Annotated in this window: 11 protein-coding genes; 9 read left to right on the forward strand and 2 right to left on the reverse strand. The window is 48.3% G+C overall.

All coding sequences use genetic code 11. From position 1 onward, the window contains the following. Positions 1–276: 276 nt before the first annotated feature. The gene (locus tag H6G45_RS15455) at positions 277–627 is read right to left on the reverse strand and encodes a phage holin family protein (RefSeq protein WP_190599295.1); all 351 of its coding nucleotides are present in this window, start codon (positions 625–627) and stop codon (positions 277–279) included. 91 nt (positions 628–718) lie between these two features. Continuing rightward, positions 719–880 (reverse strand): hypothetical protein, encoded by a 162-nt coding sequence (locus H6G45_RS15460; RefSeq protein ID WP_190599296.1) that lies wholly within the window; start codon positions 878–880, stop codon positions 719–721. Between the two features lie 42 nt (positions 881–922). Between H6G45_RS15460 and H6G45_RS15465 the strand changes: the two genes are divergently transcribed. The 9 genes from H6G45_RS15465 (at position 923) to H6G45_RS15505 (ending at position 14,131) form a co-directional block, all read left to right on the forward strand. Beyond that, entirely contained in the window at positions 923–2,629 is a 1,707-nt protein-coding gene (locus H6G45_RS15465; protein WP_190599297.1) for an NAD-binding protein, read from the forward strand. A gap of 493 nt (positions 2,630–3,122) precedes the next feature. Next, entirely contained in the window at positions 3,123–4,202 is a 1,080-nt protein-coding gene (locus H6G45_RS15470; RefSeq protein WP_190599298.1) for a fatty acid desaturase, read from the forward strand. A gap of 45 nt (positions 4,203–4,247) precedes the next feature. Further along, positions 4,248–4,967: a hypothetical protein gene (locus H6G45_RS15475; protein ID WP_190599299.1), complete on the forward strand. Its 720-nt coding sequence runs from the start codon at positions 4,248–4,250 to the stop codon at positions 4,965–4,967. Positions 4,968–4,981: 14 nt separating this feature from the next. Continuing rightward, the gene (locus H6G45_RS15480) at positions 4,982–6,070 is read left to right on the forward strand and encodes an aromatic ring-hydroxylating dioxygenase subunit alpha (RefSeq protein ID WP_347338278.1); all 1,089 of its coding nucleotides are present in this window, start codon (positions 4,982–4,984) and stop codon (positions 6,068–6,070) included. After that, entirely contained in the window at positions 6,054–6,953 is a 900-nt protein-coding gene (locus tag H6G45_RS15485) for a ferritin-like domain-containing protein (RefSeq protein WP_190599301.1), read from the forward strand. The genes H6G45_RS15480 and H6G45_RS15485 overlap by 17 nt, the downstream gene beginning before the upstream one ends. Before the next feature lie 13 nt (positions 6,954–6,966). After that, the gene (locus tag H6G45_RS15490; protein WP_190599302.1) at positions 6,967–8,199 is read left to right on the forward strand and encodes a P-aminobenzoate N-oxygenase AurF; all 1,233 of its coding nucleotides are present in this window, start codon (positions 6,967–6,969) and stop codon (positions 8,197–8,199) included. A 201-nt stretch (positions 8,200–8,400) separates the two neighbouring features. After that, positions 8,401–13,155, forward strand: coding sequence for an EAL domain-containing protein (locus tag H6G45_RS15495; protein WP_190599303.1), 4,755 nt, complete (start codon positions 8,401–8,403; stop codon positions 13,153–13,155). A gap of 110 nt (positions 13,156–13,265) precedes the next feature. Beyond that, positions 13,266–13,613 carry a YtxH domain-containing protein gene (locus tag H6G45_RS15500; protein ID WP_199309807.1) on the forward strand — a complete coding sequence of 116 codons (348 nt, stop codon included), beginning with the start codon at positions 13,266–13,268 and terminating at the stop codon, positions 13,611–13,613. A gap of 104 nt (positions 13,614–13,717) precedes the next feature. Then, positions 13,718–14,131, forward strand: coding sequence for a DUF948 domain-containing protein (locus H6G45_RS15505; RefSeq protein WP_190599304.1), 414 nt, complete (start codon positions 13,718–13,720; stop codon positions 14,129–14,131). Position 14,132 lies beyond the last annotated feature (1 nt).

Raw genomic sequence — 14,132 nt, forward strand, 5'->3', positions numbered from 1 at the left:
ATTGAACATCTTTGGTGGGAACTCAAAGCTTTCATTCGGCGATTTAGACCTAAAGATAAAGAATCTGTTGAAAAGTTAGCAGAAATTGGTGTTATGCTGAATTCTGCTACAACAAGACAGAACTATTTTACTCATTGTTGTTACTGTGCCAGTTAGATGCGGAATCCGCTGTATTGATTAATATTTCAGACAAAAAAAAGGTGAAGTTAAAATCAACCCCACCGCCTCAACTAGGCACTCTAGAACTCCACGACAATGACTCAGTCAATTTTTGGACTAGCTGCCAACGGGTAGTAGCTGAAAGAGGATGGAGTTGATCAATCCCAGCAAAATGGCTCCAATGAGGGCGCTCCAAAAACCCCAACGGAGACTAAATCCTTCCACAAAGGCGGCCGCCAGGGCAAAGATGATGGCATTGACTACGGTGTAGAACAACCCAAAGGTGAGAAAAATTAGGGGAAAGGTAAAAAATGTTAGTACTGGACGTACTAAGGCATTGAGCAAACCGATAACTACTGCGGAAATAAGCGCTTTTTTAAAGCTGGAAATTTCTACCCCCGTTGGCAGTTGGGCAATAATCAGGAGGCTAACTGAGGTGACAATCCAGACGATAAGCAGTTGTAACATTTTCCCTCCGTTGGTAATTACAATCAAAAACTAGAACAATGTCCCCATCTTAAACGTTCGCCGCAATGGTTGACTGGTCGGTTTACCGCGGTTAATGGAGCAGACCCGATCGCCAGTGGGGACAAAATGATTGAACGGTGACAGTTTTGCTAGCGGTGTCTGGGGAGAATGGAGAAAATGAAATGGCTGGGTTAGCGAGGCGCTGTTTGGTGAGTTTGATCAGTTCCAGCGGCCCTGGGACAGGGCTTCCCATTGGCAACGTTTTTTGTTCAGGTTCCCATTTTTTTAGGACGTTATGAAACCGCACATCGTCGTTTGTGGGCTGGGACAAACGGGTTATCGAATTTTTAGCTTGCTCAAACAACAGGGAGCGGAGGTGATTGGCATTTCCGATCGCCCCATAGCAGGGGAAAATCCCAGCAATATTGTGGTGGGGGAACTGAGGTCCACCGCGACTCTGACTAAGGCCGCCATCCACACCGCCCAAACCCTAGTGCTAGCCACCAGTGACGACGCCCTCAATTTGGCTATCCTGACCCAGGCCCGCATTCTCAATCCCCGCATTCGCATTGTTAATCGTTTGTTTAACCATGCTCTGGGCAAACGTTTAGACACCACCCTCCCAGACCACGTTAGTTTAAGTGTTTCTGCCCTGGCGGCCCCGATTTTTTCCTTTGCGGCTTTGGGTAATCAGGCGATCGGGCAATTGCGTTTGTTTGACCAGACTTGGCCTATCCAAGAAATTATCATTGACCAAGACCATCCCTGGTTCAATTTACCCCTCGCAGATTTATGGGACGACCCCAGTCGGATGTTGATCTATTATCTGCCGGCCCATAGTGAAACGGATTTAATCGGCGCAGTGGTGGATGGGCTAACTTTGCAAGCTGGGGATCATTTGATTGTCGGGCAAAAACCCCAACCCAAGGCCAAACGGCGATCGCCTTGGCGCAAATTTTCCAAACTAATTACCAATCTGCGGGAATATCAGCGCTACGTCCAACAGGTGATGTGGGTGATTTTATTTCTATTGTTGATGATTTTTCTGGCCACATTCACCTACGTTTCCATTGACCAACACATTGCTCCGGTGGACGCTTTGTATTTTTCCGTCGGTATGATTACCGGGGCCGGTGGCAAGGAAGAAGTGGCGGAAAAGTCCCCCGATATTATCAAAGTGTTCACAGCGGTGATGATGATCGCTGGGGCAGGGGTGATTGGCATTTGCTATGCCCTGTTGAACGATTTCATCCTTGGCAGTCGCTTTAGTCAGTTTTTGGATGCGGCCAAGTTACCCGATCGCCATCACATCATCATTTGTGGGCTGGGGGGAGTGAGCATGGCCATTATTGAAGAGTTAATCCACCAGGGCCATGAAATTGTGGTGATCGAAAAAGATACGGATAATCGTTTTCTGCATACGGCCCGTTCCCTGGGGGTGCCGGTAATTGTAGAAGATGCCCGCCTAGAAAGAAGTTTAGCCTGCGCCAATATCAACCGAGCCGAAGCCATTGTGGTGGCCACCAGTAATGATACGGTGAACTTGGAAATTGGTCTGACCGCCAAGGCGATCGCCCCTAGTTTGCCGGTGGTGTTGCGCTGTCAGGATGCCCAGTTTAGCTTGTCCCTCCAGGACGTATTTGAATTTGAAACAGTGCTTTGTCCAGCGGAATTGGCCACCTATTCCTTTGCGGCGGCGGCCCTGGGGGGCAAAATTTTGGGCAACGGCATGACCGACGATCTGCTTTGGGTAGCCCTAGCAACGTTAATTACCCCAAACCATCCCTTTGCTGAGCAATTGGTGAAAATTGCGGCTCACAAATCAGATTTCGTCCCCCTCTATCTAGAACGGGGCGGTAAAACCATCCATAGCTGGGAATTGTTGGGTACCCATCTCACCTCCGGGGATGTATTGTATCTAACCATGCCCGCCACTGCCCTGGAGCAACTTTGGCGATCGCCCCATGCCACCGCCGATCCCCTGGACTCTTTTTTGGTTTAGCATGGGTGGAATAGAATTTTTGCCTGGGCTAATAGTGATCAAAAAAGAACATTTTGCCTATGTTTGATATTTTTAAATTAGACGACAGCAGAGGATAATTTTTCTCGAAAAGTTAAAGCAGAAAAAATAGCAATATAAGTTTAACTTGTAGCTAAATTTTACTGGCAAATAATACTAGAAAAGGATGAATGGAGCCAACAGCTTCACTTTATTGTTTAGTTACTGTGGTGGTTGACTAGCATCTGTTCCGGAAGACTTCGTCATTCTCCTCAAGATATGTTTAAATAATCCTCTCACTACTCAATTTTGAGAAAAAACCCTATACAATTTCTCTCTTCTTGCTGGAGCTTGAACGGGTTGATGGGGAGCAGGCGATAACTTTGTCAACGGTCTGCTATTTTGAGTAAATTTTTAGATTCCCTCGGTGCTGGAGTTTTTTTGGTAGTTAATAGCGGTATAATGTGGGAGTTTTTTATCTATTTAAAATTTATAAATGTTAACAGCGGAAAGAATTAAATTTACCCAGAAGCGGGGGTTTCGTCGGGTACTAAACCAACGGGTTGATGCCTACTTTGCCGAGCATGGCCTGACCCAAAGGGATAACCCCGCCATGTATCTGAAAACCCTGATCATCGTGCTCTGGTTGTTTTCCGCTTGGGCCTTTGTGCTTTTTGCTCCAGTTATTTTTCCGGTACGCCTCCTCGGTTGTGTGGTTTTGGCGATCGCCGTGGCGGCCTTTTCCTTCAATGTCGGCCATGATGCCAACCACAACGCCTATTCCTCTAATCCCTACGTGAATCGGGCCTTGGGCCTGACCTACGACTTTGTCGGGTTATCCAGTTTTCTTTGGCGCTATCGTCATAACTATTTGCACCACACCTACACCAATATCCTCGGCCACGACGTGGAAATCCATGGGGATGGGGCAGTACGCATGAGTCCTGAACAGGAACATTTTAGCATTTATCGCTTCCAGCAATTTTATATTTGGGGATTGTATCTTTTTATTCCTTTTTATTGGTTTCTCTACGACGTTTACCTTGTGCTTAATAAAGGTAAATACCATGACCATAAAATCCCTCCTTTTCAGCCCCTGGAATTAGCTAGTTTATTGGCTGTTAAAGTGCTTTGGCTAGGCTACGTTTTCGGTTTACCCTTGGTCTTAGGTTTTTCCATTCCGGAAGTATTAATTGGTGCTTCCGTCACCTATATGACCTACGGCATTGTGGTTTGTACCATCTTTATGTTAGCCCATGTGTTGGAATCCACTGAATTTTTAACCCCCGATGATGAATCCGGCGCCATTGATGACGAGTGGGCTATTTGTCAAATTCGCACCACGGCCAACTTTGCCACCACTAATCTATTTTGGAACTGGTTTTGTGGTGGTTTAAACCACCAAGTCACCCACCACCTTTTCCCCAATATTTGTCATATTCACTATCCCCAGCTAGAAAATATCATTAAGGATGTTTGCCAAGAATTTGATGTGGAGTACAAAGCTTATCCCACCTTCAGAGCGGCGATCGCCTCTAACTATCGTTGGCTAGAAGCCATGGGCAAAGCATCATGACCTTCCCCGGGGATTGAGGGAGAAGACAAAATCCCTCAGAAATCTATGATTGAAGCCTTTCTGTTGCCCGCCGACCAAATCCCCAATACCGACCAACTGGCCATGTTTGCGCTGCTCCAAACCCACTTTGAGGGAGTCCATTGGACGCAATTTCAAGCCGACCTAGGGGGTAAGGATTGGGTGATTTTACTCAAATTGGCTGGGGTGTTGAAAGGCTTCACTACCTTTTGCTTCTACCCGGCCCAGCGGCAAGGACAAATCGTCAGAATTGTCTATTCCGGCGATACCATTACTGATCCGTCCATGTGGTCTAACCCAGCCCTGGCTAAGGCTTGGACAAAGGCCATGCAAATTCTCCATGGAGCAAAACCGGAAAAACTGTATTGGCTCCTGATTTCCTCCGGTTACCGCACCTATCGGTTTTTGAGCATTTTTGCCAAGGAATTCTATCCCCATTATCTCCACCCCACTCCACCGCCTGTACAAGATTTTATTGACCAACTAGCCCGGGAAAAATTCCAAGCTAACTACGATCCCAGTGTGGGCATTGTGCGTTTACCCCAGCCCCAAGTATTAACCCCTAACCTGCGCCAGGTACCCATGGAAAAATTAGGCGATCGCCATGTGGAGTTCTTTTTGCAAAAAAACCCTGGCCATGGGCAGGGGGATGAGTTGGTTTGTTTGGCCGAGGTGTCAACGGAAAATTTGACCAAAGCGGGACTAAGAATTTGGCATTCCAGCTATGCTGTAAATATCTTGAGCTAATTGGTCTGACCACTGTGGTTTTCCTGCCCAAACCGCAATCCGCCAAAGTTTTTAATCAGCCCCAGCGCTTTGTAGCCGGTTGGTATTGGTTGCTGCCCTCTAAACAATTAAAACGGGGCCAGGTTAAAGCTGTATTTTTATTGGGCAAAGATTTAGCGGTTTATCGCACTGACAGCGGCCGAGTAGTGGCGGTGGATGCCCATTGCCCCCACATGGGGGCCCATTTAGCGGAGGGCAAGGTGGAAGGGGAAAGTCTGCGTTGTTTTTTCCACAATTGGCGGTTTGATCACGATGGACAATGCGTGGAAGTACCCTGTTTAGGGAAATCATTGCCGCTGAAAATTACCACCTGGCCGGTGACCGAAGCCTATGGTTTAATTTGGCTCTGGACTGGGACTGAACCTAGTCAAACCTTGCCTATACCGCCGGAGTTAGCCGCTCAAAAAGTTGTTAGTGCCTTGGGTAAAAATTTTACAAAAGCTTGTCATCCCAATGTGGTGATGGTTAATGCCATTGATGCCCACCATTTCAATACGGTGCATAATTTTCCGGTGGAGATCAACTTTAAAGCCGAGATTATTAATCAAAACATGATTAATTTTACTAACACCACCCAGGGGGGCAATGATTCCCTTTTAGTGCGTCTGATTAAACCCTTTTACCGAGAAGCTGGTACTTATAATTTATCCTATTGGTTTGGCAGTACGGGCACAGTAACTTTGGGGCCAGACTTTTTACATTTTTACATTATGTTTACCCTGCGCTTAGGGCAAAAGGGGCAAACGGAAGGGCAAACAATTTTGTTAACTAAGCATCGCCCTGGGCTGTGGGGCTGGTTATTGAATGGCATTATTCTTTGGCTAACCAATCTGGTGGGCAACTATTTTGCAAAGGGAGATACTAAGATTTTTGAGACCATTAAATTTGCGCTCAAAACTCCCCTGGCAGAGGATAGATCAATTCTTGAATTTATCCACCATCTGGAAAGACAACCGGTTCTCCATTGGGAAACTTGGCAACCACTAGATGAGGAAAAATTGCCCTCTGCCCCGGCAGTAAATAACCACAATGGAGGGGTAAAAATCCATGACCCAATCCATTAGCGGCTTTACCCTCCCCTCGATTTCCTCCGGCGATCGCCTGGGGAGAATTCTCACCTCAACCCTAGGTCAATTAGGGGATAGGGAAACTTTTGACCATGGCCAAGGATTATATTGGCCCGCCGAATATTTTGGCTTAAATCAAGTAACCCTGTTTAAACAGGCCAGTGCCGCGGAACAGGCCACAATTTTGGCGATCGCCAACCAGGATTTACTGACGGAAATTTATTGGGTGGAGCAGGCGGGAGTGGGCTATATGGCGAAAATGGTCTTGCTAGCAGAAAGCAAAGAAGAACGAATTTTATACAGTTTATTTGCCGCCGATGAAGCCCAACATTTATGCCAAATCGAACAATTTTTTCAGCAGAAGCCAGAGTTTAATCAGGATAGTTTTTTATTGTTTATGGGGCAATTACTAGAATCGGACGATAAAGCTCTGTTACTAACCATGGTGCAGGTAGTTTTGGAAGGTTGGGGCTTGAGCCATTACCGTTCCCTCGCCAGCCATTGTCAAAATGATCGTTTAACTGCAACCCTACAAAGCTTTTTGGCCGCTGAAGCCCGCCACCACGCCACGGGAGTTCACCAATTACAAACTTGGTCATACGATCAACTCAGTCTAGAAAATATTTACCAAGCCCTCAGGGAATTTTTGCAGATGGTGCAAGTGGGGCCCCAACGGTTGGTTAAAGCCATAGAACAGGGCAAAGGTTATTTATCCCCTGGCGATCGCCGGCAAATTTTTACCGAATTGCAAACGGAAGTGCAGAGCCAAAATAAACTCAATCTTTTGCGTTCCTTAATGGTCCATGGAGTACCACCGGAAATTTTATCCCGTCTGGAAGAGCAACAATGTTTCGTCCCCTATGCCGCTGAGTTGTGCTAGAAAAATGAGACCCATGTCAACCACTGTCAACGCCATTCCCAGACCTAGTCATACACAGCCATCTTTGTTAGCAAAGGATAGCAAAACCCGCAAAAAACTAGAGCTTAATTATCGTCGAGCTAAGCAAACAGATCATAGTCCAGCTTTAGATCAATTAGCCGAGCAATTTGACTATGAGCAATGCCGAGACCAATATTGGCAAGCACCAGAATTTTCCCTCCTCTATGGCACGCCCCTATGGGATCAAGCCAGTGCAGGACAAAAACTCATTCTCAACCATCTTTACTGGGTGGCTTACTACACCCAAATTATTGCGGCGGAAGTAGCTACCATTTATTTCAATCAAACCAGCGCCACTGGTCTCTATCCCCTGACGGATTTTCGCTTAGTTTGTGACACCCTAGACTTAGAAACTTCCCAAGAACGGTGCCATATCCAGGCTTTTCAAACTGTGATTGACCAAGTAGAGCAAACTCTATTCGGCGGTAATCTGTTTGGCCAACCCAGGCGATCGCCATTTCGGGAAACAATGATTTTTGCTGACACAAATCGGTTGAAAAAATGGTGGAAGGGGATGCAACTCCAAGGTTTTGGTTTACTGTCTGCTAACAATGCCTTTTTGGCTTGTCAATATCTTACGGTACGGGGATTGCGGACCCTGAATGGCAAGTTAGTGCAACATAAACTCAGTCACTTTTACCAACAACAGGAAGCGGAACGCAACCCCATTCCCACCCAAATTTCCTATTACCATTTTCTCGACGAAAGCTTTCACTTCAACACCTCCACCATTTTGTCCCACAATGTGGGGGGCCTTCTTCCTGCCCCCACTGCTTTTGAGCGACAACTAGTCAATTTGGGCATTAGGGGATGCCAAAGGGATCATTACCATGTGTCCGTTGCTATCAATGGGATTTTTTGGTACGACCCTGCCCTGTATGGCACCATTGCTAAGCTCCTCACATCGCCTTTGTTCGGTCTTTCTGCCCAGGAATGTGAGGCCATGCTTTGGGCCTGTTTCGCCCAGGAAACGGAAGGATTGCACCGCAGTTTTCAAACCCACCAAGAAGCCTGGTTATCCTACCAAGCTTACCTAGACCCCCTACCGTTTGTAGACCAGACAAATAAATCTATGGCCTTGATGAAGGGCAACTCCATGGAACATTATTTAAAACTCCAGAGCAGAGCATTGCAAAGTTTTTTTCAAACAAACCCCTTCCCCTCCGCCTCTCCCAAAGCAAATTAAAGGGTAGTGCTACTATCAAAAATTAAGCAAATTTTGTTTAAACTGATGGTGTGGGGAAGTCTATAAGTTTCCGCACTCTAATGCTTAAATGCTTAGCACAAACCGATTTCTCCCTCTGATTGAGCCACAGGAGGGGAGGTACTGCTGTTCAAGATGGTAGCTCCGGCATTTTTCCCTGGGTAATGTATCCCCAACTTCCCGATGTCTATCATTTCTCGCCCCCCGTCTTCTATTTTTCGCCACCATGGGCGGGGTTTTTGGCGGAAATTAATTTTATCTGGTCTAGTGTTTTTAATTATTCTGGGGGGATTGGGGGTGGCCCGCTGGCGCATGGAAAAAGTTGGTGAGCAGATGCGCCAAGACTTACTAGAACAGGTTGAAATGGTTTCCTCCAACCTTAATCCCCAACTTTTCCAGGAAATTACCTTCACTACAGAGGATCTAACGGATCCCCATTTTCAAAGACTGCACGATCAAATGATGGCCTATGCCCGGACCTTTGATAAGAGCAGTATCTACACCATGGTGATGCGGGGAGGGAAAATTCTCTTTGGCCCCGATAGTCTTAATCCTGGGGATTTGCTAGCTAATTTCCCCGGTGCTGTCTATCAAAATCCTCCAACGGCAATCAAGCAATTATTTGAGCCTCCAGCCAAAAAGTTAATCATTGGCCCCTACCACAGTGAACGGGGTAATTTTGTCTCGGCCTATGCCCCTATCCTCCAGCCTCGCTCCCCAGAGGTTTTGGTAATTGTCGCCATCAACGTTGAAGCTAGCCAGTGGAAAAGCCAATTACGGGAAAAAATTTGGGCCCCTTTGTTTTTTTGCCTGGGGTTGATTGTTGTAATTCTGGGGGGAGATTATCTACTACAATCTCGTCATCGTTGGGGGAGCAGATTTATTATTAATCAAGGGGAAGCTCTGGCCATGGCGATCGTGGGCTTATGTCTGACCTTAGCTACCATGGCCTTGGTTGAAGAAAATACTCTCCTAGTCAACCAAAGTAATTTCAATCAACTTGCCATTCCCCGGGCTACCCTGTTTGCCCAAAAGCTTTGGGAATTGCAAAATTATGGCCTTTCTAGCTTGACTGGTTTCTTTGAATCTAGTGAAGAGGTAACCCGTACGGAATTCACCCGCTTTACCTGGCCCATGGTTAGGCAATCTAGTATTCAGGCTTGGGAATGGATTCCTAAGGTTTTGGCGGTGGATAAGTCAGAGTTTGAGCGGCAAGCGCAAGAAGAAGGATTAAAGGATTTTCGCATTTTTGAAGTCGATCGCCAGGGGAAGATGGTTCCAGTTGGGGGGCGGGATGCCTACTACCCAATTTTTTATGCAGAGCCCTTGGGGGGAAATGAAATGGCCCTGGGGTTTGATGTGAGTTCTAGAGGTCCCTCGAAAAGAGCTTTGGATAATGCCCTAAAATCCGGACTTCCCAGTGCAACCGATCCTCTCACCCTTGTCCAAGAACGGGAAGAACAGAGGGGCGTTGTGGCCTATGCCCCGGTTTTTGCCGGTGGTAAGGTGGAAAATCCTCCCATGGGAGTGGCGGCGGTGGTGATCCGGCTAGATGCATTTTTGCGGCAAACCTTTGGGGAGATCAGCTATGGGGATAACTCCCTGGAGTTGGCATGGTTAGAACTTGATACGGAGCTAGCGCCCCAACTTTTAGCTTCATCTTCCCCTCTTCCTTTCTCCATCAGTTCTTGGCGAAGAGAACAGGGGGGCCACGATCGCCCGGGACTGTTTCAGATTTATCCCGTCTTCATTTTCGGTAAAACCTACGCCCTTTTGCTCTGGCCGGGGCCGGACTTTAACCAAAAACAGGCTGAGCGAGCGGCTCTGATCACATTTGTTGTTGGCACAGGTATTACTGCCCTGATCACCATCATTGTGTCCATTGTCACCAACAGTCAGGCCAATCTCACCCACCAAATCAGGCAAAAAACCAAAGAATTGCGCGCAACCCTGGGGCAATTGCGGGAAAGGGTCAAGGAAATGGATTGCCTGGTGGCGATCGCCCAGATGGCCCAACAGCCGGATTTAGTTTTAGAAGAATTTTTGCAGAACACCGTAGAACTTTTGCCCCTGGCCTTCCACCACGACAAGCTCGCTTCTGCCCGCCTGACCTGGGGAAATACTCTCTACCAAACCAGCGATTATCAAAAGACCAATTGCTGTTTAACCGTTGATTTCCAGACAGAACATTTCCACCAAGGGCGTTTGGAAGTCTGCTACAGCGAAGGAAGGGATTTTTTACCCCAGGAAGAACAGTTACTCAGTACCATTGGCCAATTCCTTAGTCGTTTTCTGGAATCCCATTACACCGAAATTGTCCTGGAAAGAAACGAGCGTAATTACCGCGAAATCTTTAACTCTACCCACGAAGCCATTTTTATCCAAGATCCCCAAACTGGAGAAGTGATCGATGTTAACCAATCCATGCTCACTATGTACGGCTATGGTCACAAGGAGAGTGTGATAGGGAGTTCTATTCTAGATTTCAGTGCTCATAAACCAGGCAAGGCTGAAGCAGAGATTGAGAAAAAAATTCGCCAGGCGGGAAATGTCGGGCTACAGATGTTTGAATGGCTGGCCCGCAGACAAAATGGCAGCGTTTTTTGGACGGAAGTATCCATTCAGCCGACGGTGATCGATGGTAAAGCTCGCCTCCTGTCGGTGGTCCGGGACATTAGTGAACGCAAACAAAACCAGCGTCGCATTGAGCACCTTTCCCGTCTTTATGCCACCCTGAGCCAGGTTAACCGGGCCATCATTGAAAATCGAGAACGGGATGATTTGTTCCGGGCCATCTGTGACGTGGGGGTAAAAGTGGGCAAATTTCCCCTCATCTGGTTTGGGTTGATCGACTCCGAGAGTCAAGCCGTTATTCCCTATATTGCCTGCGGCCACACCACCGCCTACCTAGACAGTATCCACATCACTATCCGAGATGAACCCGCTGGTTGGGGTCCGGCTGGTACGGCTGTGAGGGAAGGGAAATTAGTAATCTGTTCTGACATTGCCCAAGATCCAAATATGGCTCCCTGGCGTGGAGGGGCAGTACGCTATGGTTTCCTCTCTGCTGCTTCAGTGCCCATTCGGGAAGGTAGCCAGGTGGTGGCAGTATTAACTTTGTATTCCCAGGAAGCGGAGTTTTTCACCGGAGACGAACAGGGTTTGCTCCAGGAAATTAGCGATAATATCTCCTTTGCCCTGACGGCCATTAAGTCGGACCAGAGCAAGCAGAAGGCCCAGCAGCAGTTGGCAGAAAATGAAGAAAGATTGAGGCTGGCCCTAGAGGTGGCAAACCAGGGCTTTTACGACCTCAACCTACAAACGGAGCAAGCTGTGGTTTCTCCCCAGTACGCTCAAATTTTGGACTACAACCCAGAAAACTTCCAAGAAACTCTTCAACTTTGGCTGGAGCGTATTCATCCCCAGGACCGGCAAAGGGTGGAGAAAAAATATAACAGTTACATTGGGGGGGAGATTCCCCGTTACGAAGTGGAGTACCGGCAACGGACCATGATCGGGCAATGGAAATGGCTCCTGTCCCTGGGAAAAATTGTCGAGTGGGATGCCCGTGGTAAGCCCCTGCGGATGTTGGGAATTTTAACTGATATTACGGAGCGCAAACGGGCCGAAGCCCAGATTAAAAGTCTGGCCTATTACGATCCCCTCACAGCTTTGCCCAATCGTCGCCTGTTGCTGGACCGCGCTAAAAATGCCCTAGCCCTGGCCCAGCGGTCTAAACATTACGGGGCGGTGATGTTGATTGATCTGGACGGCTTTAAAACCCTTAACGATGCCCGGGGCCATGACAGTGGCGATCGCCTATTGCAAATGGTGGCGAAAAGATTAACGGATAACCTGCGGGATTCGGATACGGTGGCCCGCTTGGGGGGGGATGAATTCATTGTGTTATTGCCGGAATTAGCCCATGACCGGGAAGTGGCAGCCCGATTGGGGTTGGGGGTAGGGGAAAAAATTCGTCGGGCTTTGGCCACCCCTTTTACCCTGGAAACGGAACAGGTCCAGATCAGCGGCAGCATTGGCATTACCCTCTTTCCCAAAGTCAATGAAACCATTGCGGATTTGTTTAAGGAAGCGGATACGGCCATGTACCAAGCCAAAAAGGCCGGACGCAATAAGGTGTGTTTGTTTGAGTCGCAAATGCAGTTGGAAGTGGAGTCTCGCTTTGCCCTAGAGGCCGATCTGCGCCACGCCCTGGGTAACAGGGAATTCCAGGTCTATCTCCAACCCCAGGTGGACCACCATGGAGTGTGGGTCGGGGCAGAAGCCCTACTAAGGTGGCACCATCCCACTCGGGGGTTCATTCCCCCCAATCTTTTCATTCCCATTGCGGAGGAAAATGGTCTGATTTGCGATCTTGGAGAGTTTGTGTTGAAGGAGGTGTGCCAATATTTAGCTCGGCTACAAAACCTTGGTTCTAAGCTCCACATTGCGGTTAATGTCAGCCCCCGACAATTTCGCCAGTCAAGCTTTGTGGATGACATGAAAGCCCTTTTGGCCTGCATTGCCATTGATCCTTCTCTTTTAACCCTGGAGGTGACGGAGGGGCTGATTGTGGAGGATACCCGTCAGGCGATCGCCACCATGTTTGAGTTGCAGGCTTTGGGCATAAATTTCTCGGTGGATGATTTTGGCACCGGCTATTCCTCCCTGGCTTACCTGAAGCAGTTACCCCTGAATGAATTGAAAATTGACCGTATCTTTGTCCAGGACGCCCCCACGGATTTGAACAATGCGGCCTTGGTGGAAGCAATTATCGGGGTGGCCCGTAACTTCGACCTGGCAATTATCGCTGAAGGGGTGGAAACCAAGGAACAGGTTGATTTTTTGGTCGAGCGGGGTTGCCATCTCTTCCAGGGTTATTTCTACGGCCGACCCATGGCGATCGAAGAATTTCATGCCCTTTTGCAAATTGATTAGAAATTGCCCACCGTTGATAAAAAATCCGCCCCAGCTCAACTCCGTCAAAAATCCCGACAGCATTTTCTCCCTGTCCACTAGAATGGGGGAAATTCTTTTTGCGGGGGAACATGGCCAGCAATAACAAAGGTGGCGCTCTGTTGGCAGGCATGGTAATTGGCGGTTTAGTGGGATCGGTGACAGGGCTCTTGTTGGCCCCCCGTTCCGGTAAACAGACCCGACAACTGTTGAAAAAATCTGCCGACGCCCTCCCCGATTTAGCGGAGGATTTGGCCACCACCCTGCAATTGCAGGCGGACTATCTTTCCGAGGCCACCCAACGCAACTGGCAGGGCACCTTAGAACGATTAAAAGAGGCGATCGCCGCTGGAGTGGAAGCCACACAAACCACCGTTGTATCAGAGTCGGAACCAAAACCCAGGGACATTACAGCGGAAACCACTTTGGCGGATAACTAATTTTCATCAATGCTGCAGTTGGTTAACTCTCTGGTGGCTAAACCTAAAACTTTTTTCCGCCCTAATCCCTTCCCCGTTGCCCCCCATCGACTTTTGCCGTACCTATGACCGAACCCCTTTTCTGGCTGGGTCTTTCCCTCACCATGGTGTCCATTAGCCTGACTGCTGTGCTGGTGGTGGCCCTACCAGCCCTCCAGGAGTTGGCCCGGGCGGCCCGCAGTGCCGAGAAGTTGTTTGACAGCCTCAACCGGGAATTTCCCCCGACCCTGGAAGCGATTCGTTTAACGGGCTTGGAAATTAGTGAGTTGACGGACGATTTGAACCAAGGGGTGAGAACGGTGGAAGACGTGGCCCAAACGGTGGACCGGGGGGTCACCATCACCAAAGAAGGGGCCAAAAAAGTGCAGAGTGGTTCAAAGCGTTTGCTAGCGGGGATGAAGGCGGCCTGGCATTCCTGGCAGGTCCATCCCACAGGGCATTTGGCAGTGGAGAGCAAGGGAAAAAATGGCAAAAAGTAAA

Source organism: Synechocystis sp. FACHB-383 (assembly GCF_014698605.1).
Taxonomy (GTDB): Bacteria; Cyanobacteriota; Cyanobacteriia; order Cyanobacteriales; family Microcystaceae; genus Synechocystis; species Synechocystis salina.